21 protein-coding genes are annotated in these 22,672 nt (G+C 54.4%); 12 read left to right on the forward strand and 9 right to left on the reverse strand.

Features of this window, described 5'->3' with window-relative positions; genetic code table 11:
• Both BLW10_RS10000 and BLW10_RS14000 read right to left on the reverse strand, forming a co-directional pair.
• The coding region (locus BLW10_RS10000; RefSeq protein WP_177169048.1) for an RnfABCDGE type electron transport complex subunit D at positions 1 to 305 on the reverse strand (305 nt) is incomplete at its 3' end.
• A gap of 239 nt (positions 306 to 544) precedes the next feature.
• On the reverse strand, positions 545 to 844 hold the full coding sequence (locus BLW10_RS14000) for a hypothetical protein (protein WP_177169049.1): 300 nt from the start codon (positions 842 to 844) through the stop codon (positions 545 to 547).
• A gap of 231 nt (positions 845 to 1,075) precedes the next feature.
• Between BLW10_RS14000 and BLW10_RS14005 the strand changes: the two genes are divergently transcribed.
• On the forward strand, positions 1,076 to 1,807 hold the full coding sequence (locus BLW10_RS14005; RefSeq protein WP_177169050.1) for a SinI family restriction endonuclease: 732 nt from the start codon (positions 1,076 to 1,078) through the stop codon (positions 1,805 to 1,807).
• Between the two features lie 18 nt (positions 1,808 to 1,825).
• Here the strand turns inward: BLW10_RS14005 and BLW10_RS10010 are convergent, their stop codons facing one another.
• The 4 genes from BLW10_RS10010 to BLW10_RS10025 form a co-directional block, all read right to left on the reverse strand.
• Complete coding sequence (locus tag BLW10_RS10010) at positions 1,826 to 3,247, reverse strand: DNA cytosine methyltransferase (protein ID WP_091334393.1); 1,422 nt, start codon at positions 3,245 to 3,247, stop codon at positions 1,826 to 1,828.
• A 906-nt stretch (positions 3,248 to 4,153) separates the two neighbouring features.
• Positions 4,154 to 5,209, reverse strand: coding sequence for a dihydroorotase (pyrC, locus tag BLW10_RS10015; protein WP_091334395.1), 1,056 nt, complete (start codon positions 5,207 to 5,209; stop codon positions 4,154 to 4,156).
• Positions 5,210 to 5,212: 3 nt separating this feature from the next.
• Positions 5,213 to 6,814 (reverse strand): phosphoenolpyruvate carboxykinase (ATP), encoded by a 1,602-nt coding sequence (gene pckA, locus BLW10_RS10020; RefSeq protein WP_091334396.1) that lies wholly within the window; start codon positions 6,812 to 6,814, stop codon positions 5,213 to 5,215.
• A 97-nt stretch (positions 6,815 to 6,911) separates the two neighbouring features.
• Entirely contained in the window at positions 6,912 to 9,488 is a 2,577-nt protein-coding gene (locus tag BLW10_RS10025; RefSeq protein ID WP_091334398.1) for a hybrid sensor histidine kinase/response regulator, read from the reverse strand.
• A gap of 229 nt (positions 9,489 to 9,717) precedes the next feature.
• On the opposite strand from BLW10_RS10025, the gene BLW10_RS10030 reads away from it, so the two are divergent.
• From BLW10_RS10030 to sbcB, 8 genes are all read left to right on the forward strand, one after another.
• Positions 9,718 to 12,663 carry a chemotaxis protein CheB gene (locus BLW10_RS10030; RefSeq protein ID WP_091334400.1) on the forward strand — a complete coding sequence of 982 codons (2,946 nt, stop codon included), beginning with the start codon at positions 9,718 to 9,720 and terminating at the stop codon, positions 12,661 to 12,663.
• Positions 12,660 to 14,348, forward strand: coding sequence for an ATP-binding protein (locus BLW10_RS10035; protein WP_143117048.1), 1,689 nt, complete (start codon positions 12,660 to 12,662; stop codon positions 14,346 to 14,348). Before BLW10_RS10030 ends, BLW10_RS10035 begins: the two co-directional genes overlap by 4 nt.
• Positions 14,345 to 15,784: an ATP-binding response regulator gene (locus BLW10_RS10040; protein ID WP_091334403.1), complete on the forward strand. Its 1,440-nt coding sequence runs from the start codon at positions 14,345 to 14,347 to the stop codon at positions 15,782 to 15,784. Before BLW10_RS10035 ends, BLW10_RS10040 begins: the two co-directional genes overlap by 4 nt.
• A 121-nt stretch (positions 15,785 to 15,905) precedes the next feature.
• Positions 15,906 to 16,163: a 30S ribosomal protein S16 gene (gene rpsP, locus BLW10_RS10045; RefSeq protein WP_091334404.1), complete on the forward strand. Its 258-nt coding sequence runs from the start codon at positions 15,906 to 15,908 to the stop codon at positions 16,161 to 16,163.
• Between the two features lie 48 nt (positions 16,164 to 16,211).
• Positions 16,212 to 16,730: a ribosome maturation factor RimM gene (gene rimM, locus BLW10_RS10050; RefSeq protein ID WP_091334405.1), complete on the forward strand. Its 519-nt coding sequence runs from the start codon at positions 16,212 to 16,214 to the stop codon at positions 16,728 to 16,730.
• Between the two features lie 14 nt (positions 16,731 to 16,744).
• Positions 16,745 to 17,494: a tRNA (guanosine(37)-N1)-methyltransferase TrmD gene (gene trmD / locus BLW10_RS10055; protein WP_091334406.1), complete on the forward strand. Its 750-nt coding sequence runs from the start codon at positions 16,745 to 16,747 to the stop codon at positions 17,492 to 17,494.
• A gap of 22 nt (positions 17,495 to 17,516) precedes the next feature.
• Positions 17,517 to 17,861 carry a 50S ribosomal protein L19 gene (gene rplS, locus BLW10_RS10060; RefSeq protein WP_091334407.1) on the forward strand — a complete coding sequence of 115 codons (345 nt, stop codon included), beginning with the start codon at positions 17,517 to 17,519 and terminating at the stop codon, positions 17,859 to 17,861.
• 16 nt (positions 17,862 to 17,877) lie between these two features.
• Complete coding sequence (sbcB, locus tag BLW10_RS10065; protein WP_245709316.1) at positions 17,878 to 19,317, forward strand: exodeoxyribonuclease I; 1,440 nt, start codon at positions 17,878 to 17,880, stop codon at positions 19,315 to 19,317.
• Between the two features lie 32 nt (positions 19,318 to 19,349).
• On the opposite strand, the gene BLW10_RS10070 is transcribed toward sbcB, so the two are convergent.
• On the reverse strand, positions 19,350 to 19,718 hold the full coding sequence (locus BLW10_RS10070; RefSeq protein ID WP_091334410.1) for a response regulator: 369 nt from the start codon (positions 19,716 to 19,718) through the stop codon (positions 19,350 to 19,352).
• A 192-nt stretch (positions 19,719 to 19,910) separates the two neighbouring features.
• Here BLW10_RS10070 and BLW10_RS10075 point away from each other — a divergent pair, with 192 nt between their 5' ends.
• Positions 19,911 to 20,471 carry a Uma2 family endonuclease gene (locus BLW10_RS10075; protein WP_091334412.1) on the forward strand — a complete coding sequence of 187 codons (561 nt, stop codon included), beginning with the start codon at positions 19,911 to 19,913 and terminating at the stop codon, positions 20,469 to 20,471.
• Between the two features lie 75 nt (positions 20,472 to 20,546).
• A complete protein-coding gene (gene fur / locus BLW10_RS10080) occupies positions 20,547 to 20,966 on the forward strand; it encodes a ferric iron uptake transcriptional regulator (RefSeq protein ID WP_091334414.1) in 420 nt (139 codons plus the stop codon).
• 99 nt (positions 20,967 to 21,065) lie between these two features.
• Here fur and BLW10_RS10085 read toward each other — a convergent pair whose 3' ends face one another.
• Together BLW10_RS10085 and BLW10_RS14445 are read right to left on the reverse strand one after the other, a co-directional pair.
• A complete protein-coding gene (locus BLW10_RS10085; RefSeq protein WP_245709321.1) occupies positions 21,066 to 21,767 on the reverse strand; it encodes an NAD(P)-dependent oxidoreductase in 702 nt (233 codons plus the stop codon).
• Positions 21,768 to 21,772: 5 nt separating this feature from the next.
• Positions 21,773 to 21,898 (reverse strand): hypothetical protein, encoded by a 126-nt coding sequence (locus tag BLW10_RS14445; protein ID WP_281241135.1) that lies wholly within the window; start codon positions 21,896 to 21,898, stop codon positions 21,773 to 21,775.
• Positions 21,899 to 22,170: 272 nt separating this feature from the next.
• Between BLW10_RS14445 and BLW10_RS10090 the strand changes: the two genes are divergently transcribed.
• Complete coding sequence (locus BLW10_RS10090; RefSeq protein WP_091334416.1) at positions 22,171 to 22,650, forward strand: DUF2269 family protein; 480 nt, start codon at positions 22,171 to 22,173, stop codon at positions 22,648 to 22,650.
• Positions 22,651 to 22,672: the final 22 nt, after the last annotated feature.

Here is a 22,672-nt window from a genome sequence, read left to right on the forward strand (position 1 = left end):
AGCGTCAACCACCACGGGAGCGTCGGCGAAACCGAGAGCGCAAACAGCACCGCCGTGACCACGGCGCTCAGATCGCGCAGCGCGAGCAACGGCGAACGTCCGCGCAGGCGCATCACGATGCTCTCGGCTGCAACCGCAAAGGTCACGGCCAGCACGCAGTTAATCAGCGTGCCCCAGCCAAAAAACCAAGTCATCGCAATCAGACCCGGAATCAGCGCCAGCAGTAGGTCGCGCATCACGCGATCAACACGGTTGACGCGAGCGACATGGGGCGAGGAGAGAATAGGCGGTTTGGTGTTGGGCATGTGTAAGTTCTGTAAAGCAGACAGGTAATGCAGCGCCGTGAAGATTTAGGCGTAAGTGTCACGGCTCAGGGGCGTTCTGGCAACTGTGTAGCTTGCAGATTCACGGGCAGTATTTGGTTAGCGGCGTAGGTTAGGTGACCGCTTGCGCTGAGTTTTGGATTGTGATGAAAATGTGAGTTGGTCATCAGGTATCAACGTAATGTTGGGTTGCCAAAAGCAGCAACCCAACCTACGCTGCTTCACACCTCCACTGTTTCTAGAATGAGCCAACCAGCATCCGCAGGGTCAAAATGAAGATCCAGAAGCCAACAAAACCCGCCGCTCGCACAAGCGGCATCGCCGTAAAAGACATGAATCGCCTGTACTACGGCGACAACATCGACATACTGCGAAAGAAGATTACTGACGAGACGGTGGACCTTTGCTATATCGATCCGCCGTTCAACTCCAAAAGGAACTACTTTCAGATTTACAACAACCAAGGCGTCGAAGACAAAGCGCAGTCGCAGGCGTTTATGGACACCTGGGAGTGGGGACATGAAGCTGCCTCGGCTCTCGCGTACATCACAGACATTACAAACCTGCAGAATGGCATAATTAAAGGCATAATTAAAGGCATAATTAAAGGGGCCAGGTTAGATTTAATTTCCAGACATGGAATCAAATCATTTCAATCGCCTAACAAACGCCTCCAGTCCGACCGCTCGCTACGCTCGCGGCGGCTGAGGCTGACGTTAGGGCTCACTGGCACCCATATATTGGAGAATAACTTGAAGTTAAAAGAAGTATTAGAAGATTTAGGTCGGGAACAGTCAATTTCTCTAGGTATGCAAATTGCCTCAGATTTAAATATTCAATGGGAAGGAAGCATTGCTATTGTATTCAATGCAATAGTTAGTGACGTTGAACGAGCTCCTGGGAATATTGGAGGTAAAAACGATAATCATTCGGACGCTATACGAAAATGGATTTTGAAATATAGAAGCGGGAAAGATGGTAGAGCGAGCCAAAGAGTTTCTAATCCTCCAGGAACGGTATCTGATCCTATTATAGAAAAAATAATTGGTGCGAGAATTACGAAACTCACGCCTAATGACCTTATTAAAGTTAATTATGCCCATCGTTTAGGTATGTCGGCTGAAAATATTCTCGGATTAATTTTAGAAGAGTATTTGGCTGTAAATTTAGAGCCATACGGCTGGCATTGCGCATGGGGAGAAACTGTAAAGTCAGTCGACTTCGTTCACGAAGATGGTCGTCTTCTTCAGATTAAAAACCGTAGTAATTCTGAAAATAGTTCAAGCAGTGCAATTCGGCATGGAACCCAGATCGAAAAATGGTTCCGCATTAAAGCGGATAAAATTGAATACATGTGGGAGTCCCTGAATGAAATTTGTGGAACCACCACACTCTCTGAAGACTCCTTTGTACGTTTTGTTCAATCTACGCTCGCTAGCAATCCATTTTGTTTGGCTGTTGAAAAAGAAAATCCATGGCTCTGATTTTTAAGAACTGGGTCTTCAAACAAACCCCAGTTCTTTCTGCTCAGTTTTGGAGTTATGGCTATTTACAAGCTTTATAAACTCATTTCTCCACTCCTTATCCGTCGTGCATTTATAACGAGAATACTTAAAACCTTTGTATTGAATAACATCAATACCGTTTAGTAAGTTTAAAACCAGTGCCCCAACAGCCTGCCCTAAGCTTACAGGTACTGCATTTCCAACTTGCTTATATTGCTGGATTAGAGGGCCGGCTAAATCCCATTCATCAGGAAACTCTTGGATTTTTTTATATTCTTGAATGGACAGAGGTCTATCTTCCTCTGGATGAGCAAGGTCAGTTGCGGGCATTGCCGGGTGAGTAACGAGCGTTGGCGAGGGTTTATCCCATGCCAATCTGCGAAGAAAACCGGTTTTCCCTCCCCCGGAATAAAAAGACTTACCCATAGCTTCTTTTTGTAGCTCAACTGGAAGATTTTTCCAGTTCTCACCTGGCTTTAGCAGTCGGTAATATTTGAGCCTCTTTTCTGGGAAGGTAAGGTGATCATGTTTGTCTATTTTCGAGATACATTTCTTCAGCGTATTCCATTTTGGTAAGCCGTGCTCTGCATTTTCAGAGTGCGTAGGCATTAAAAATGGTGGCGCTTTTCCATCACGCGAACAGACAATTATCACTCTCTCCCTTATTTGGGGGGTTCCAAAGTTCGCAGAATTATAAAGGTTAAATGAGTAGCCATACCCTGATTTTTCAAGCCGATTTATTATGAAGTTGAGCGCACCACCTTTTAGCTCATCTTCGCTAAGGTCAGGGAAGTCTTTTCCTCTTTGTTCATGTGGCCTATGCTCCATTGGGCATGACAGAAGTCCCCTAACATTTTCAATTACAAAATACTTAGGCCTTAATTCAAGACATAATTGCAAATATTTTAAAAAAACGTTCCCACGCTCATCATTGAAGCCCTTTCTATTTCCCGCAGTGCTAAATGCTTGGCATGGAGGACCGCCAACAATTAAATCAATTTCATCACGTTTATTTAAGCCTGCAGCACTCCTGATATCATCAGCATTGTAGTCGTTTATGTCAGTTAAAAGAGCAATATCAGGTTTATTCAATGCAATAGTTTGCCGGCAAAACTTATCGATTTCACAAGCAAGACGTACATCGAATCCAGCCTTTTCTATGCCTAAGTCAAGCCCCATAGCCCCTGAAAAGAAGCTTAGAGCAATAGGCTTTGCGCTATTCGCTAAATATGTAGGGTGGTCTTCGGCAACATGGTGTGCTGTCTTTAAACCGTATCTATTAAGACTCTTAGCATCTATAACCCAAGTATTGCCGATTTTTCGCGCAGTTAAATCACCCTGTCGGCATAGGGTTCTGACTCTTTGCTCACTAATACCTAGTTGCATAGCTGCTTCTTTGATGGTAATTTCGGTACTCATTTTTAGTTTCCTTGTCGAAACCTGTAGTGAGTACCAGTTTAGCTGTATATAAATACATGTCAAGCCCTAACAAAGCGCTGCACTCGGACAATTTTCCGCTTCGCTTCAAATTGCCGGTGAGCGCGGCGTTAGGCTAGGCGATACCGTGGGGCGTCTCCTAGCTGCTTCCCAACTAGCCCCCCCAAGGAGAGTTATTATGCAGACAGCCAATGTCAGCTCAGTCAGCCCCATGGGCGCAAAGAAATCCGAGCTGTTGCTCGACAGTGTTTACAATCAAACGGGTCAATCAAACGGGTCAGGTTCGGTTTGATTTTCAAGACCGAATCTAATTCATCAAACCACCTAACACGGTGCTCCAGCCGAAGCCAGTTTCGCTCTCGCTCAACCGGCTCGGCAGAGCTTGGCGTTCGGAAAAATATTATGGCTTCGTCGATTTTGTTTACATGTAACCAATGCGGATTCGCGGTCGAAAGTTGGAGCGACGGAAATCCATACATCATCGGTGCTAACGGTCGAAAAATATTCTACTACCACCCCGGAGAGTCCGAGCAGCTAAGAAAAATTGGGCTAAAGTTATACGGTTATGATCCTACGCTGAACGACATTGATAAAATGTGTAAAGAGCGAGGAGGAAATGCCCCTGATCACATCTGCGTGCGTTGCGGAAAGATTCGAAAGCTCGATAAAGAACGAGACAAAGTATTTTGTAGATCCTGCAAGGGCAAGGAATTAATCGAGACATGGACTCTTGCAGGAAAAACATGTATGAAATGTGGAGGATGTTTCTCTGAAGGGGCATTCCACTCCATATCATAATAGCGGCGTAGCAAGTAAGATGGGTAAAAGTGGCCAAGCGATGATGCTATTCTTTAGCGCCAAAGCTGATTGGCCACGAAACCCATCAGCTTAATTCTGAGAAGCTGACACCACCCGCCACCGCATCACGCCCCCCGCCCGCAGCGGCACCACTTCACTGTCACCAAAGCGATAGCGTTCCGGCACTGTCCAGGGATCGCGGCGCAGATGAATGCGCGTGGTATTGCGCGGCAGACCGTAAAAATCCGCGCCATGCAGACTGGCAAAGCCTTCGAGCCGGTCGAGCGCATCAGCCTGCTCGAACACCTCGGCATAGAGTTCCAGCGCGGCATGAGCCGTAAAGATTCCGGCACAGCCGCAGCCGCATTCCTTTGTTTCCAGCGCATGAGGCGCACTGTCGGTGCCGAGAAAAAATCGCCGATGACCGCTGGTGGCCGCCTCGACCAGCGCCAGCCGATGCCGCTCGCGCTTGAGCACCGGCAGACAGTAATAATGCGGGCGCAGACCACCGGCAAAGAGCGCGTTGCGGTTATAGAGCAGATGATGCGCGGTGATGGTCGCGGCCAGCGTTTCGGGGCCGGAGCGGACAAAATTCACCGCCTCCGCCGTCGTCACATGCTCCATCACGATCTTGAGTCCCGGCACAGCCGTCAGCAGCGGACGCAATACGCGCTCGATAAACACCGGCTCGCGGTCAAATAGATCAACCGTCTCATCCGTCACTTCACCATGCACCAACAACGGCAAGCCCGCCGCCCGCATCGCTTCCAGCACCGGCGTGAGGCGCGGAATATCGGTCACGCCGCTATCCGAATTGGTCGTCGCGCCCGCCGGATAGAGCTTGCAGGCGACGACCGCGCCGCTCTCCCGCGCCCGCATGATTTCATCTGGCGTGCTGTGGTCGGTGAGATAGAGCGTCATCAGCGGCTGAAAATCACTGTCCTCCGGCAGCGCCGCACGGATGCGCTCACGATAGGCCAGCGCCTGCGCCGTCGTCACAACTGGTGGTTTGAGATTCGGCATGATGATCGCCCGCGCAAATTGTCGGGCACTCCAGCCGACCACATCGGCCAGCGCCGCGCCATCGCGCAGATGCAGATGCCAGTCGTCGGGGCGGATGAGGTCGATGTCGTCGCGCTGTGTCATGGCTTAATCCACCAGCGGGCCAGCGGCGGCGATGCGCGGATCGACTTGATCGGCAAATTTGGCAAAGTTCACCGCGAACATCGCCGCCAGCTTCCGAGCCTGCGCGTCGTAATCCGCGCTATTCGGCCAGGTGCCACGCGGATCGAGAATCGCCGCCGGCACGCCCGGGCAGGATTCGGGAATCTGCACCCCAAAGATCGCATCAGTGCGCGTCGGCACGCCGTCGAGTTGCCCATCAAGCACCGCGTTGACCATCGCCCGCGTGTGCGGAATCTGGAGCCGCTCGCCGACCCCATAGGGGCCGCCGCTCCAGCCGGTATTAATGAGCCAGACTTGCGTACCATGCTCGGCGAGGCGTCGCCCAAGCAGTTCGGCATAACGTTGCGGATGCAGCGGCATAAAGGGCGCACCATAGCAGGCGCTAAACACCGGAGCTGGTTCAGTCACGCCCTTTTCAGTGCCCGCGACCCGCGCCGTGTAGCCGGAAATAAAGTGATACATCGCCTGCTCAGGCGTCAGACGCGCCACCGGTGGTAGCACCCCGAAGGCATCGCAGGTCAAAAACAGCACCACCTGCGGATGCCCGCCCATGCCGGTTTCACTGGCATTAGGAATGGCGCTGATGTGATACGCGCCCCGCGTATTTTCGGTCAGGGATTCATCATCGAGATCGAGCCGCCGATCTGCATTGCGCACCGTGACATTTTCCAAAATGGTGCCGAAGCGTTGCGTGGTGGCATAAATTTCCGGTTCAGCCGTCGCCGACAGCCGGATCATCTTGGCATAACAGCCGCCTTCAAAATTAAAGATGCCATTCGGACTCCAACCGTGCTCATCATCGCCAATCAGCGTGCGAGCGGCATCAGCGGAGAGCGTGGTTTTGCCGGTGCCGCTCAAACCAAAAAACAGCGCCGAGCGTCCATCCGCGCCGATATTGGCCGAACAGTGCATCGGCAACACCTCACGGAATGGCATTAAATAATTCATCACCGTAAACAGTGATTTTTTAATCTCACCGGCATAGCTACTGCCGCCAATTAACACTAATTTTTTAGCGAAATTGAGCAGAATAAAGGTTTCAGTGCGCGTTTGATCGAGCGATGGAATCGCATGAAAACGCGGCGCGGCGATCACCGTAAATTCCGGTACAAAAGACGGGAGTTCTTCAGGCGTCGGCTGAATAAAAAGATTACGGGCAAATAAGCTATGCCAAGCATATTCTGAAATAATCCGCACCGGCATTCGATAATCAGGATCGGCCCCGACATAGCAATCCTGAACATAGACTTCTTTCATCTGCAAATAGGATGCAAGCCGATGATGCAGCAGCTCAAAATGCGCGGTATCAATCGGCTGATTGATGTCACCCCACCAAATATGCTCACGGCTACTCGGCTCTTCGACAACGAACTTATCATTCGCCGAGCGTCCGGTGTGATGGCCAGTGCGCACCACCAGCGGCCCCATGTGCGACAGCACGCCTTCATGCGCCCGAAGCGCCTGTTCATAGAGCGCCGGTGTCGGCAAATTCCAATGAATCGTATCGAGATTATACAAGCCGTGATGGTCGAGCGAATGCTCAGTAGGACGACCAGAGACGCGCATGGGAGGCTCCTTCGGATGCCGGCTTCGAGTGTTCAGGACAATCAAGCAGCAAGCCTAGCACAATCGCTGGTAGCTGAAAGCTGGCCGCTGAACGCTCTTAGCTTCCCACCAACAACGGCTGCAATCGCTCCCGCGCCACAGCGAAATCTAATTGCGCAATCGCGGCTGCGACCGGCGCATAGCCCGATTCTAAGGTCGTACCCAAACAGGCGGCGTTGAGCGTCCGATTCAAATGCCGCGCCCGACTGTTATGGGCCGCCAATAGCTGATCCAATTCCTGCAACTGTTCGCGCCAAGTTGCGGCATCGAGCGGCGTTGCGGTCGGATCGGCTGAATACTCGGTCGTGCTGTTCACAGACGCTGGACGCTCTGCTTGCGCGGCATGATCGGTTGGAATCCAATCAAAGCGCGTCGGGATTGGCGCAAGCTGATCGAGCGCCTCGGCCATATCTGCCGCGTCGATCCGTGTTAAGCGCACCGTAAACCAAAAGGTGCTGCCCTGACCGGCGACACTTTCGACGCCAATTTCACCGCCCATCAGCGCCGTCAACCGCTTGCAAATGCTCAGACCCAATCCCGTCCCACCATATTGGCGCGTTGTTGACGCATCAGCCTGATGAAAGACATTAAACAGCCGCTCCAATTGCGCTGGCGTCAAACCAATACCGCTATCTTGCACCGCCAAATGTAACAATTGTTCCGCGTATTCCGCGTTTTCTGCGGCATTATGATTATGACTAGAAACACCGCATGACACACGCACCTGAACGCCACCGCTATGGGTGAATTTCAACGCATTGCCGACCAAATTATTCAGCACCTGCAATAAACGCAGCGGATCACCGCGCAACAGTGCGGGAATTGCTGGATCAATGATAAAATCCAGCGTCAAGCCCTTTTTTTCGGCCTGAATCGCAAATAACGAGCGCACCGTTGCAATCACATCAGTCAAACGCATCGGAATCGCTTCCAAGTGCATTTGCCCGGCTTCGATTTTAGAATAATCCAAAATATCATTGAGCACGCCGAGTAAAGCGGTCGCGGCAAGATGAATCCGCTCCAAATAATCGCGCTGATGCGCAGTTAATTCCGAATCCAGCAATAACCGCGAGAGACCAATCACCGCATTCATCGGCGTGCGGATTTCATGGCTCATATTGGCGAGAAATTCACCTTTAGCGCGATTCGCAGCTTCAGCGGCCGCTCGCGCCTGCTCTAATTCCTGCTCATAACCTTTGCGTTCAGTAATATCGCGCCCATTCAGCACCAGCCCGCCGACCGCTGGGTTATGCAGCAAATTAGTGGCGAGAATTTCAATCTCGCGCCAGCTCCCATCGGCGTGACGCATCGGCCACTCGGCGCATAAGGTCAGATCCGGCGTCATCACCACGCGGGCGATGAAACTAGCGGCATCGGAGCGAGCTTCCGTTGATAGCCAATCAAACAGCGGCGCACCCATCAATTCTGCCGGCGCATAGCCGAGCACGCGCTGCACCGAATCGCTGATAAACAGCGGGCGCAAACTAGCATCGGTCAGACAAATCAGGTCAGAAGAATGCCGCGCCAGCGACGCAAAGCGGGCGCGACTCTCCTGCTTGGCGTGTTCGGCCTGCAACCGCGCCAGCTCACGTCCGGCCACCGCCTGCCGCGCCATCACCAGCACAAACAGCAGCGCCGCGACCAGAATCAAAATACTCAGCGTCGTCGCATCCTGCGCAGAGGGTGCAAATAGCGGCCAGCCGAACGCTAACGGAATCAGCAACGCATACACCGCCGTCACGGTCACATAAGGCAGCAGCGCCAAACTCCACACCGGACGCCGCACGCGGCGCGGGGGCGGATCGGGCAGATCGTGACGTCCCCAATAATCGAGATAGGCGGCAATCATCAGCGTCAGGGTAGCAAGATGATAAAAAATATCGGTAAAACCGCCGACCTGATAAGCATCGAGCGCCTCTTCATAGGCAAAGCGCAGATCGGCAAACAAAAAGCTGAACATGCCGAGCGTGAGCCAGAGACGCGGCGCGACCGCTCGCTCACGGCGCGGACGCATCACCCACACCGCCAACCCAACCAACAGCACCGCATCACCGGCTGGATACGCCAGCGTAAGCACCAGTTCGAGCAGCGTTTCATGTTGCGCTTCGGTGATCGCCCGTAGCGGAAAATACCAGACCAGCGTTGCCGTGCCGATGGTCACCACGCTCAGATCCAGCCAAAACAGGATGCGCTCAACACGACTGATGAGCGGTCGCGCAAAATTCAGCAATCCGGCGAGCACGAATGGAAAAAAGCTCAGATAACCGACATCGGCCAGTGACGGGAAGGGTTCGATCTTGAGCAACAGTTCTTGAATCGCCCAGATCACCTCACCGCACCAATACAAGAACGCACCCAGCGTAATCAACCCCCAGCCGCGTCGCGTGTGTGAATCGATCCAGGCCGCGTGCGCCACGCGCCAACTCAGCAGCACCAACGACAGATGGGTGATGACGAACAGCAGATTACCCAGCAGCGGGCGCTGTTCCGGCGTCACTGGCCCCAGATGCAACCAGCCCAAGGTCACGGCCACCAGCAGCAGATTACCTACTAACAGCCAAAAACCCAGCTCACTCCAACGCGACCGGTGGGCAGTGGGTCGCACACATTTAGGACGGATCAGGGCATCAGGCATGGGGAACTCATATCAACAGCGGCCGGGCGATGGGACGCCGCAATGCCTGTAGCGTGTCTTTTGGATAGTTTCGCTAGAATGCCGTATTCTAAATCCTGTCAGCATTGACTGTTGGCAGTTCCTGTCTATTAAACACTGTTTGGTTACACGCTGCTTGCGCACCGGCCAGTGCTGTTCGGACACACACCGCCCCCCTTCTAGCCGTCGCTTATCACGAGACGCATCACTGATGAAAAAAACCGCCCTGCTCAAGAGCGAAGCGACTGACTTGGCGAAGTCCGCGCCCTTCGATGGCTATGTTGTCTGCATCGGTGCCTCAGCCGGTGGCCTCGATGCGCTGGAGAAATTTTTCAAAGCCAGCCCGACCGATTTGGGCGCAGCCTTTGTCGTGGTGCAGCATCTCTCACCCGACCACAAAAGCATGATGAGCAATCTGCTGGCGCGGCATACCGAAATGCCGGTGACGATGGTCGAGGATGATATGCCGATGGACGCCAATCACGTCTATCTCATTCCGCCCGGCGCGATCATGCACGTCACCAAAGGGCATTTACATCTTACGCCCAAAAATCCACGCGGCCTGACGCTGCCCATTGACATCTTTTTTTCCTCACTCGCCGATGTCTATGACCGCCGCGCCGTCGGGATTATTCTCTCGGGCACCGGCACTGATGGCACGCGCGGTGCAGTAGCCATCAATGCCGCCGGTGGCTTTCTCATGGCCCAAGAGCCGGAATCAGCGAAATTCGACGGAATGCCACGCAGTGTCATTGCTACTGGCCTCGTCGATGCCATTTTACCGGCTGAAGAAATCCCCGCCCGCCTGCTGGCACATATTCGCAATATTCCCTATCAAGAACCGGAAGTTGAACCACCTCGGTTAATTCCGCGTGCCAACATGACCAATGAAGAAGTGTTGGCGGCACTCTTGCATTTATTGCATCAAGTCGGTGGTATTGATTTCTCCGATTACAAACCGACAACCGTGATGCGGCGCATTGACCGGCGAATGCAGGTGCGCCACACACCGGAACTCTATCAGTATTACGATTTACTCGAACACGACCGCAACGAAATTATTACCTTGCGGCGTGAAATGCTGATTTCGGTCACCAGCTTTTTCCGTGATCCCGAAACCTTTAATGTGCTGGCCGAGAGCGTCATTGTGCCGATGGTTTCAGATCGCCCGCCAAATGAACCCATTCGCGTCTGGATTGCTGGCGTTGCCTCCGGTGAAGAAGCCTACACCATCGGCATGTTATTTATTGAAGCCTTCGAGCGCGAGCGCCGCTGGCCGAATTTAAAGATTTTTGCCACCGATGTCGATCAATCCTGCGTAGAAACCGCCAGCGTTGGTCAATATCCAGAATCTGCTGCTGTCGAATTATCACCGGAGCGTTTGGAACGCTTTTTTACTAAGCAAGGCGACCGCTTTGTCATTAAAAATGAATTACGGCAGTGCATTGTTTTTGCACGCCATAATTTGCTTGCCGATCCACCTTTTACCAAAATGGATCTGGTCGTCTGCCGCAATACCCTGATTTATTTTAATTCCGCTGCCCAAGAACACGCCCTGCGCTCACTGCAATATGCGATTCGTGAAGGCGGAGCCTTACTGTTGGGATCGAGTGAATCGCTCTCAACCTCGACCGAAGGATTACAAACCATCAGCGCCAAACATAAGCTGTTTCGGCGCGTTGGTGCGATGTCATTGCCATTTTTAGAGCGCAAGGGCGCAGCCTTGCTCACCCCACCGACGCTGGGTAAAGCGCCGCAATTAGTCAAAGCGCGGCATGGAGCCAGTGAAGCTTCTATTGCCAATCTCGGCGTTTCGGCGCTGCTGTCGATTTATGCGCCGCCGGCGATTGTGGTGAATCATCAGCATGAAGCGATTCATTTATTCGGCGATGTCAATGCTTATTTGCAGACCCGCGAAGGCGCGGCGAGTTTAGAAATCAGCCGCCTGCTGCCGGAAAAACTCACGCCGGTAGCCGCTGCATTGCTCTATAAAGCAACGCGGGATCGTTGTTCGATTGTTTCGGATTTAATTGACGCCCGTCTCAAAAGTGGTGAGCAACGCACGATTCGCTTATCTGCTCATCCACTCGCTACGGAAAGCGATGAGCGGCTGACCTTGTTATGTTTTGAGGTCGCGCCGAATCAAACCACCACGACAACCGCCGAACCAGTTGATATTGACGCTGAAACTATGGCACGGCTTGCGGTGCTCGAACGGGAATTAGCTGCGACCCGTGAGAGTTTACAAGCAACCATTGAAGAGCTAGAAACCTCGAACGAAGAATTACAGGCCACCAATGAAGAGCTGATGGCCTCGAATGAAGAATTGCAAAGCTCGAATGAAGAATTGCAATCAGTCAATGAAGAAATGAGCACGGTGAATGCCGAGTTTCAAGAAAAAATGCTCATGCTCAATCGCGTCAATGCCGATCTGGATAGCATGGCGAAAGCGGCAGGCGTGGCAACAATTTTTCTCGATTCTAAATTACACATCACGCGATTCAGTCCCGATGCGACGCAGATTTTCAAACTGCGCGAATCCGATGCTGGGCGACCGCTGGGCGATATTTCGCATGTCTTGCGCTATCCCAATTTAATGGAAGATTTGCGCCAAACGCTCGCGACCCAGCGTTTAGTTGAAACCGAAGTCGTCACCCTTGATGATAAAAAAACCTATCTCGTGCGCATTCTGCCGTATTTAATTCCCTCGACGACAATCAATGGCGTGGTCGCAACCTTTGTCGATGTCACGGCTTTCCATGATGCGCGGCGACTGCAATCTATTCTCGACGCACTGCCGGAACATATTGCCGTGCTCGATCATAGTGGCTGCATTGTGCTGGTGAATACTGCATGGCGACGCTTTGCGCGTGCCAATGGTGATAAAGACCTGAAACACTCTAGCCCGGGTACGAATTATCTGGAAATCTGCCAACCCGGAATGAGTCAAGAAGACGACTATGCTGAACGCGCCTATGCGGGTTTACGCAGTGTATTAGAAGGTTCACTCCCGATTTTTTCGATGGAATATCCCTGTCATTCAGAAAATGAAGAACGCTGGTTTATTATGAACGTTGCACCAGTGATGAATCAGGAGATTGGCGTCGTCGTCAGTCATATCAATATTACGGCTTGGCATCGGAGTCGCGCGAGTTGAAACCGCGTCATTTTAATATTGCCAAGCTCCGTGAACGTGCTGAACAGGCCATTGCCGATGGTCAAGCAAAATTGGCCTTGTCAATTGCAACCGACGATACCACGACCTTAGAACTGTCGCATCTGATTGAAGAATTGCGCGTCTATCAAGCGGAATTAGAAATTCAGAATGATGAATTGATCCAAGCGCAGGATCATATCGCGGTCGCGATGGAACGCTATCGGCGCTTATTCGATCATTTGCCGGTGCCGGCGATTGTAGTCGATACCAGCGGCTTTATTGTCGAGACCAACGATCAAGCGTGCGCTGTACTTGGTATTAGTCCTCATGCTGCCTATCATCGCGGCTCGTTGTTTCAACTCTTTGACTTTCCTGGGCGCACGCGGCTGCATGGGTTAATGCGCACGCCGCTAGAATCTGGCCCCTATTGTTTAGAGGCGATGACGCTCAAAAGCTCGGTCGATGGCCCGCTGTTTTTTGATGTCTATATTATGCCATTGAATGAGCAGGCGACAGCGGAGCGTCAAATTCTGGTGGCACTGGTTGATCGCAGTGCCGAGCAAGCCTTACGGGCACTGTCGCGGGAATTGATGCAAGCAAAATTAGCGGCGGAACAGGCAAATGTCGCCAAAAGTGCCTTTTTAGCCAATATGGGGCATGAATTGCGCACGCCGATGAATGCGCTGATTGGGCTGTCGAATTTATTGCTCGATGATGATGACCCAATGACTGCCCATCAGCGTGATTATTTGCTCAAGATTCATGATTCTGCTGTCGCGCTGTCGAGTCTGCTCAATGATATTCTCGATTATTCCAAGATTGAAACGGGTTCCTTGCATTTGGAATCATCGCCGCTGAATCTCGATAATATTTTAGAGCGCACGCGCCAACTGTTTGCCCCCTACGCAGAAGCAAAAGGCTTAGTTTTTAATTGCGAAAAAGCCCCTGAGGTGCCAGCGATATTAGCCGGTGATGCGTTGCGCATACAACAGGTGCTCGATCATCTGGTCGATAATGCGATTGAATTTACGCAGCATGGACAAGTGAGCGTGCGCATTGATTTAGTAACCGATAGCGTGACGACGTTTAATAGCCAACAACCGCTGATTGTGCGCTTTACGATCCGCGATACTGGTCAGGGATTGAGTGTCGAGCAACGGCACGCGCTGTTTGCACCATTTCAGCAAGGTGATATGTCGGCGAGCCGAATGCACGGCGGCACCGGACTGGGCTTGAGCATCAGTCAGCGTCTGGTCGAGCTAATGAATGGCGAGATTGGTGTCGAGAGCCACTTGGCAAGTGGCAGTACGTTTTGGTTTACGGTACCGTTTCAGTTGAGTGAGACAGCCGCTGGCAGCGCACACGAAAAGCCATTAAAACACCTCAGCGTCGCGACGCTTGCGGCGCGAGTGCCGCGCCCGCTGGCCGATGCGGCACGCCTTGAGGCCAAGCCGCTAAATCTGGCCGATTTGTATCCAAAACTCAAAACGCTGGCTTGGATGCTAGACAATCGTCAAAGTCGAGCGCGTCAGCTCAATACGGATATTCAATCGTTGGTGCATGGCTCATCCTTGCAGGACGATTACGCGCCGATTGCCGCCGCCATCACGCAGCTTGATTTTGATACCGCGCTTGTGGCGTTGCGCCAATTGGCGCAGCACTATGATTGGAATTTGACCTCATGAACGAACACGATTTGCCGCGAATTCTGATTATCGACGACACGCCGACCAATATCGAAATTTTGCTCGGCATGTTAGAGGATCGCTATGACACCAGCTTTGCCACCTCGGGACGGCAGGCGCTCGATCTGCTGACCAAAACGGCGCTGCCGGATTTGATCCTACTCGATGTGATGATGCCGGAGATGGACGGTTATGAGGTCTGCGCGGCGCTTAAAACCAATCCGGCGACCCGCGAGATTCCAGTAATTTTCGTCACTGCCCGCACGGATTCCGAAAGCGAAACCAGTGCGCTGGCTGCCGGTGGCGTGGATTTTGTTCATAAGCCGGTTAATAAAGCAGTGCTCCGCGCACGGGTGGCGCTGCATCTGGAACTCGAACAACGCGCCCGCGAACTGCGCACCGCCAATGCGGAACTGACGCGCCACCGCGATCATCTGGAAGAATTGGTACACGAGCGCGTGCGCGAACTGGCGCTTGCCCGCGATGAAGCCGAAAGCGCCAATCGCGCCAAAAGTGTGTTTTTAACCAATGTTGGGCATGAATTTCTCACGCCGCTGCATCAAATCATGGGATTGGCGTATCTGGCGAAACGCGATCTGCCCGATGAACGCGCCAGAACCCGCATGAAGCATCTGGAACGCGCTTCGCAGCGACTGCTGCATATTGTCAACGATTTGCTCACGCTCAGTCGCGCCGAATCCGAGCGCCTGACGTTGAAGCTGCATGATTTTGCGCTGGCTGAACTGTGTGAACGTCTGATCACCCGCTTTGCCGCCAATGCGCAGACCAAAGGACTGGCGCTGACGCAGCAGATCGCCGCTGACGCCCCGCGCTATCTGCACGGCGATGCGGTGCATCTGGAACAGGTGCTGGATGCGCTGCTGAGTAACGCGATCAAATTTTCTGAAAGTGGCCACGTACAACTCAGCGTCACGGTTCACGAAACGCGAGAAAAAGCGGTCACGCTCCGCTTTGCGGTTGCCGATCAGGGCATCGGCCTGACAGCGGATATTCGCGCTGGCTTATTTGAGCCGTTCCGTCAGGGCGATAGCTCGATGACGCGCCGTTATGAAGGCGTGGGCTTGGGGCTGGCGCTGGCGAAACGCCTGATTGCACTGATGGGCGGTGAGATTGGCGTCGAGAGCAATCCGGGCGGCGGTAGCGTGTTTTGGTTTCGGGTGCGGCTGGCGCTGGGCGCGGCCCCGTCACACGAATCGCTCACATCGCATCCGGTGGTGGTGGTCGATGAAGCGGTGCTTCAGAAAGCCATTGATGACCTGTCGCGCCTGCTTGAACAATGCGATGTGAACGCACATAACCTCTATTTCGATGCCCCGAGCCTGTATGAATCTGCTTTGCAAGACCGTGAAGCGGCATTTTGCACGGCGCTGTCGAGTTATGACTTCGAGACGGCGCTGAAATTATTGCGGGGTTGAGAGCTGGAAGCTGATAGCCAAAAAAACAGACTTCCATTTTGCGCATAATTCTGTATATTTGCGCGTTTACCCGCGGGCCATCCGCGAGCCTCCCTATCCAGCTCTTGAGCCAGGACAGCACATGGTCACGATTCGTTTGTCACGTGGTGGTTCCAAGAAGAACCCGTTTTATCAGATCGTCGTCGCCGACATCCGCTCCAAGCGCGATGGTCGCTACATCGAGCGCCTCGGTTTTTTTAATCCGAATGCGCGGGGCGGCGAAATCCCGCTGCGTCTCGACACCGCACTCGCTCAAGAGTGGATTCGCAAGGGCGCACAGCCGACGGATCGTGTCAAGCAATTGCTCAAGCAGGCTACCCGCGCAGCGGCTGCCGCTTAATCGCTGACCGCCTCACCCGCGTTTGCGATCAGCGTCTTAGAGCACAGTATGCCCGCCGAGACCGAGACCGCTCACTCTACTCGGATCGTGCTCGGGCGCGTGTCCGGTTTATACGGCGTCAAGGGCTGGGTCAAGATTTATTCTGAAACCGCGCCCCGTGATGGCATTTTGCGCTATTCCCCGTGGCTACTCGGGCCAGATGGCATCGAACGCCGCGTGGTCGAAGGCAAAGCACAGGGCAAAGGCGTGATCGCTCGGCTCGATGGCTGCAACGACCGCGACCAAGCCGCCGCGCTGATCGGTCAGGACATCGCCATTCACCGTGCGCAATTGCCGCCGCCGCATCCCGACGAATTTTACTGGGTCGATCTCGAAGGCTTGAGCGTCATCACCCAAAATGGCGTTGATCTCGGGCGCGTGTCGCATCTGTTTGCTACCGGCGCGAATGATGTTCTCGTTGTGATCGGTGAGCGCGAGCGGCTGATTCCGTTTGTGTGGGATGACGTGATTGTGGATGTCGATTTTGCGCAGCGCCGCATCTGTGTCGAGTGGGATCCGGAGTTCTGACGCGAGGCGCGGCGATGCGCTTTGATGTCATCACGCTGTTTCCCGATGTGTTTGGCCCGTTTGTCGCTCACGGTGTAACCGGACGCGCCTTCACACGCGGCCTCGCTACGTTGCAACTGTGGAATCCCCGCGATTTCACCTCGGATGTACACCGCACGGTTGATGATCGTCCCTATGGCGGCGGGCCGGGCATGGTGATGAAGATCGAGCCACTGCGGGCTGCGATTTGCGCCGCTCGTGCCGCTGCACCGATGAGCCGGGTTGCCTATCTGTCGCCGCAAGGTCGGCTGCTCGATCAGACGGCGATTGTTGACATTGCGGCCCAACCCGGCTGGATTCTGCTCGCTGGACGCTATGAAGGTATCGACGAGCGGTTGATTGATGCGCATGTCGATGAAGAATGGTCGATTGGCGACTATGTCCTCAGCGGCGGCGAATTGCCGGCGATGGTGGTCATGGATGCCGTCATTCGGCTGTTGCCGGGCGCACTTGGTCACGCCGCTTCCGCGCAGCAGGATTCGCACATGGATGGGCTGTTGGATTGCCCGCATTACACCCGCCCTGAGCAGAGCGCCGAAGGGTCGGTGCCAGCGGTGTTGATTGGCGGCGATCATGCGGCGATTGCGCGGTGGCGGCAGCGGCAGGCGCTGGGTCGAACCTGGCAGCGTCGCCCTGAGCTACTCACGCGGCGCGGACTCAGCGAGACCGAGCGCGTATTACTCGATGAATTCATACTGGCCCATCGTGACGATGGTGCTGGCTGAGAACAGGAGCTAGGAAAAAATCATGAGCAACATTATTCAGCAGCTCGAACAAGAGCAGATGACCCGCGAGGTTCCCGACTTCGCCCCCGGTGATACCGTCGTCGTCCAAGTTAAAGTCAAGGAAGGCAACCGCGAGCGGCTGCAAGCGTTCGAGGGTGTGGTGATCGCCATTCGGAGCCGTGGCCTGAATTCGGCCTTCACGGTGCGCAAGATTTCGCACGGCGAAGGCGTCGAGCGCGTGTTTCAGACCTACAGCCCCGCGATTGCCAGCATCGAAGTCAAGCGCAAGGGCGATGTGCGCCGCGCCAAGCTGTACTATCTGCGCGATCTCAGCGGCAAGGCTGCCCGCATCAAGGAAAAGATTTAAGCTGCTCCGGCACGCTGTGCCTGCCGCTGCAACCTTCTACTGGCACGATTACGAAACTTGGGGCGCGGATCCGCGCCGTGATCGTGCCTGTCAATTTGCCGGACTGCGCACTGACGCCGATCTCAACGAGATCGGCGTGCCGCTGGTCTGCTTCTGCCGCCCGACCCCTGATCTGCTGCCGCATCCTGATGCCTGTCTCATCACCGGACTGACGCCACAACGCGCCGCCCGCGAGGGGCTGAACGAGGCCGCCTTTGCTCAAGCGATTTACGCTGAATTGATCCGGCCCGGCACCTGTGGCGTCGGCTATAACAATTTGCGTTTTGATGACGAAGTCACGCGGCATCTGTTTTATCGCAATTTTCTCGATCCCTATGCGCGTGAATGGCGCGACGGCAATTCGCGCTGGGATTTGATCGACGTGTTGCGCTTAGCGCAGGCGTTGCGTCCCGACGGGCTAGACTGGCCGCTCAATGCTGAGGGCGCACCCTCATTTCGCCTCGAACATCTGACCGCCGCCAATGGCATCGCTCACGGTCACGCGCATGAAGCACTGGCCGATGTCCGCGCAACTATTGCGCTGGCGCGGCGACTGCGTGACGCGCAACCGCGACTGTTCAACTATGCGCTGGCGTTGCGTGATAAACAGCGCGTGCGCAAGCTGCTGGCCGAGCGCAAGCCGTTGCTTCATGCCTCGGCGCGGTTTCCGGCGGCGCTCGGCTGTATCGCGCCGGTGCTGGCGGTTGCGGAACATCCGACTGATGCCAATGGCGTGATTTGCTTCGATCTGCGTACCGATCCGACCCCATTGTTAGAGCTATCGGTCGCCGAGTTACAGCAGCGCGTGTTTACCCCAGTCGCGGATTTACCGCCGACGGTTGAGCGTGTACCGCTCAAAACCGTGCATGTAAATCGCGCTCCGATGCTGGCCCCATTGAACACCCTAACCGCCGAGCGTGCCGCACGCTGGCAGATTGATCCAGCGCAGGTGGCGCGTCATGCCGCGTGGATCGCTGCCAATGCGCCGGAGATTGCGCAGCGGGTGCGGGCCGTACATCAACCGTTGCCAGTGCTGGAAACGGATCCTGAATTGACGCTCTATTCCGGCGGGTTTATCTCGGATGCGGATCGCCGAGCGTGTGAACAGGTGGCGCGGGCCAATCCTGAGCAATTAGCCAGTGCGCCACCGCGTTTTGCCGATCCGCGCTTAACGACGTTGCTGTTTCGCTATCGAGCGCGGAATTGGCCTGAAACGCTGACCCCAATGGAACAAGACGAGTGGGACGCCTATCGTTTGATGCGGCTCACTGACCCCACTGGTGGGGCCAGTCTTCAGCTTGAAGCCTATGAAACGCGCTTGGCTGAACTGGCCGCGCTCCATGCTTCGGATGCGGCCAAGCTCCAGATTCTTGATGCGCTCACTGCGTGGGGTGAACAGGTGCTGGATGCGGAATAGTTGGCGGGCAGCTTCCTGCTTTCAGCATGGCGTTAACCGAGCGCGTCGGTAATCGCCGAGCGCAGTTGCTCGCGTGAAAATGGCTTCGGCAGCGTTGCCCGCACGCCCATCAGCTTGGCCGATTCGAGGTTAAATTCCAGACTAATTGAGCGCCGCCCACCAGAGACGGCGATAATCGGAATCCGCGATTCGCGCCGCGCCAGCTCCATGATGAGTTCGATGCCGTCTTTTTCGGGCATCAAAATATCAGTGATGATTAAGTCCGGTCGGCTCTGTTCGATAGCTGTCAGTGCGGCATTGCCGTTAGCGGCGGTGCTGACAAGATGACCTTCGCGTTGCACCATCTCGACGAGCATGGCGCGAAACAGTTCATCATCATCAACAATCAGTATTTTGGACATGCGCGTGTGATCCTGTTGATTTGGTGGTGAAATGCGCTTTAGTTATGAAGATTAGTCTATTCAGCCAAACAATTCACTGTGCGAGCCAAGCAAAGTAGGATGCGCTGGGCATACCCCACGTCTGCGTTATCAAGATCGACATATCACGCGCTACCCTGAACCGATTCGCTGCCAATACACAGGAGTCAAACCATGTCTGCTCTGAACCTGTCGCCCACCATTATCAGCGTTGACGACTATCTTGCCGGTGAACACACCGCTGAACTGCGCTATGAATATATCAACGGTCAGGTTTATGCCATGACCGGCGCGAGCCGCCAGCATGGAATAATCGTCTCCAATCTGGTCGCCGCACTGCGCCCATTAGTGCGCGGTCGTGGCTGTCAACTCTTTGCCAGCGATATGAAAGTCCGTTTGCAGATTGCCGATCAGGACATCTTTTATTACCCGGATTTGCTCCTGAGCTGTGCTGCCGATGACCGCGAACCTTACTATTGCACGCAACCCTGCGTTATTGTCGAAGTGTTGTCGCCCTCGACCGAACGCCTCGACCGGCGCGAAAAGTTCCTGTCCTATATCACGCTGCCGAGCCTTCAGGATTACCTGCTCGTCAGTCAAACCGAACGCGCTATCTGGCATCATCGCCGTTCATGCAACTGGCACGTTGAGCGTGTGACAGAAGGCAGTCTCACGCTGGACTGCTTGGGGATCGGGCTGCCGCTGAGTCTGATCTACGAAGAACTCGACACATGAGCTTTCGTATAGGTTCAATCGCGGCTGATCGGCAATCGACAGCGCGGCACGCTGAATAGTCGGAGCAGAACGCTGTTGGAAAACAAACAAATCAAACAAGCGGGACTGAAAGTAACCGCACCGCGTGTCAAGATTTTGGACATCTTGGAGCACTGCGGTAAACGCCACATGAGCGCCGAAGATGTTTATCGCGAGCTACTGCGGCAGGATGAAGACATCGGATTAGCGACTGTCTATCGCGTGCTCACACAGTTTGAAGGGGCGGGGATCGTCTGTCGTCGCCATTTTGAGAGCGGTCAGGCGGTTTTTGAACTCAATCGCGGCGAGCATCATGATCATTTGGTGTGTGTTCAATGCGGCTTAATCACCGAGTTCGTTGACCCGATGATCGAAACCCGTCAGGAACGCATCGCCGCTGAACATCACTTCAAAATCGAAGATCACTCGCTGGTCGTATATGGCATTTGCCAAACCTGTCAGCGCAAGAAATCGTGATGGTGTGTGGCTGCCAGCTATCAGCCGCCAGCTTCCAGCAGAATTGTTTGTTGGTTACGAAGCGCCAGCTTCGTAACCAGAACGAATACAGACACTGCGTCAAGCCGTCTGCGGCACAAAATCGCGCTCTGAAATGGTGAGCTGCGAGAGCACGACCGTTTCGCCTCCATACTGACCGCTGCTCAAAATTTGCGCCACAAAATCAGCGAGATCGACGCGACTGACCGTGCGTTTGCGCCGTCCGCCGGTCGTGCTCGCTAACCAGCGTCCGGTCGCTGCCCCATCGGTCAGGCCAACCGGCTGCACCAGCGTCCAATCTAAACCGCTCTGCTTGACCAGCCGTTCTTGCTGCTCTTTATCCGCTAACTGTTCAGCGAGTTGCAGCGCCTGGAACCACAGCCGATACACCGTCGAGAGTTGATCGCGGGTGTCGCCGACGCCGTAAGAACTGATGCAAATCAACCGCTTAACCGATGCCGCCTGCATCGCACTGATGATATTCTGCGTCCCAAGCTCGCAAATATTCGGCACTGTACTGCGCTTGACGCCAAAACGTGCGCCGAACTTCAGCACCACTGGATTGGTTGAATCACCCAGACTGACAACGACCGCATCCTGACCAGCCACCGCCGCCGCAACATCGGCAGCGTTCAGCGCATCGCCTTGTAGCAGGCGCAGTCCCGGATAGGTTCGCGCAGAAAAATGCGCCGGATCACGGGCAAAAGCGGTGACATCGTGGCCAGCGGCCAACAGGTTTAACGCGATTGTGCGTCCAGCTTTGCCGGTTGCACCAAAAACCACTACTTTCAAAATGGGCCTCCTGAAATATCTGGCCGACTATTCTGGTCAAGATCTGAGCCGAGATCGACGCCGAGCGCAGTGGATGCGGGGCGTGCGGCATTGCCGAACCGACAGCGACGCGAGTCTAGCATAGGCGCATCGCCCTAGGAGATGATGCCGCCTATCGCTATACAACGCCTATCGCGATCACTATAATCGCGTGCGCTGTGCGGCAGGCAAAACGGCTTCGCTGCACCGCATTCAGGCTGGTCGTCCCGCCTAATTATGCGGATGTCAACTACACATCCAGATCCACGCCGGTCACACTCCAGCCACCGACGCATCGTGATGGCAACGCCCGCGTCAACGCTTCTGGGGGATCGGTACTCATCTATCCTCTCGTCAATGCGTTTACATAGCCACCATGTTATATGCGTTTTTCAAATCCTTACACATCCTCGGGCTAGTCTTGATGGCCGGAAATGTCACGGTCACGGCCTTGTGGAAAGTGTTTGCCGACCGGACTAATAAGACGCAAATCATGGCTTTTGCGCAGTGGCTGGTGACAGTCACCGATTTCTCGTTCACGCTCTCCGGCGGATTCCTGATGGTTCTCGGCGGCTATGGGGCGGCGTTTGTGGGGAATTGGCCAATTTTTAGTACCCCCTGGCTCGTACTCGGTCAGCTCATGCTGGCCATTGCCGGCGCGGTCTGGCTGGGTATTTTGGTGCCGCTCCAGATCAAGCAAGCGCGATTAGCCCAAGAGTTCGCCGTCCTCGGCGAGGTGCCGCCCGACTATCGCAAATACAGCCGCATCTGGCTGGTATGGGGCTTGCTTTCGACCGTGCCGCTGCTGGCCGGACTCTATTGGATGGTCGCCAAGCCGATGAGCTATGGGTGGTAAGTCTGTGTCGGTTGCCGAGGTG

Source organism: Allochromatium warmingii (genome assembly GCF_900107145.1).
Taxonomy (GTDB): domain Bacteria; phylum Pseudomonadota; class Gammaproteobacteria; order Chromatiales; family Chromatiaceae; genus Thermochromatium; species Thermochromatium warmingii.

Excerpts from the sequence above, each read along its gene's own strand:
- BLW10_RS14000 (WP_177169049.1), bottom strand. The coding sequence starts at position 844 with ATGTCCCCACTCCCAGGTGTCCATAAACGCCTGCGACTGCGCTTTGTC.
- BLW10_RS10025 (WP_091334398.1), bottom strand. The coding sequence starts at position 9,488 with ATGCCTGATGCCCTGATCCGTCCTAAATGTGTGCGACCCACTGCCCAC.
- BLW10_RS10070 (WP_091334410.1), bottom strand. The coding sequence starts at position 19,718 with ATGTCCAAAATACTGATTGTTGATGATGATGAACTGTTTCGCGCCATG.
- pyrC (WP_091334395.1), bottom strand. The coding sequence starts at position 5,209 with ATGACACAGCGCGACGACATCGACCTCATCCGCCCCGACGACTGGCAT.
- BLW10_RS10040 (WP_091334403.1), top strand. The coding sequence starts at position 14,345 with ATGAACGAACACGATTTGCCGCGAATTCTGATTATCGACGACACGCCG.
- rimM (WP_091334405.1), top strand. The coding sequence starts at position 16,212 with ATGCCCGCCGAGACCGAGACCGCTCACTCTACTCGGATCGTGCTCGGG.
- pckA (WP_091334396.1), bottom strand. The coding sequence starts at position 6,814 with ATGCGCGTCTCTGGTCGTCCTACTGAGCATTCGCTCGACCATCACGGC.
- rpsP (WP_091334404.1), top strand. The coding sequence starts at position 15,906 with ATGGTCACGATTCGTTTGTCACGTGGTGGTTCCAAGAAGAACCCGTTT.
- trmD (WP_091334406.1), top strand. The coding sequence starts at position 16,745 with ATGCGCTTTGATGTCATCACGCTGTTTCCCGATGTGTTTGGCCCGTTT.
- BLW10_RS10075 (WP_091334412.1), top strand. The coding sequence starts at position 19,911 with ATGTCTGCTCTGAACCTGTCGCCCACCATTATCAGCGTTGACGACTAT.
- rplS (WP_091334407.1), top strand. The coding sequence starts at position 17,517 with ATGAGCAACATTATTCAGCAGCTCGAACAAGAGCAGATGACCCGCGAG.
- BLW10_RS14445 (WP_281241135.1), bottom strand. The coding sequence starts at position 21,898 with ATGCTAGACTCGCGTCGCTGTCGGTTCGGCAATGCCGCACGCCCCGCA.
- BLW10_RS10010 (WP_091334393.1), bottom strand. The coding sequence starts at position 3,247 with ATGAGTACCGAAATTACCATCAAAGAAGCAGCTATGCAACTAGGTATT.
- BLW10_RS10030 (WP_091334400.1), top strand. The coding sequence starts at position 9,718 with ATGAAAAAAACCGCCCTGCTCAAGAGCGAAGCGACTGACTTGGCGAAG.
- BLW10_RS10090 (WP_091334416.1), top strand. The coding sequence starts at position 22,171 with ATGTTATATGCGTTTTTCAAATCCTTACACATCCTCGGGCTAGTCTTG.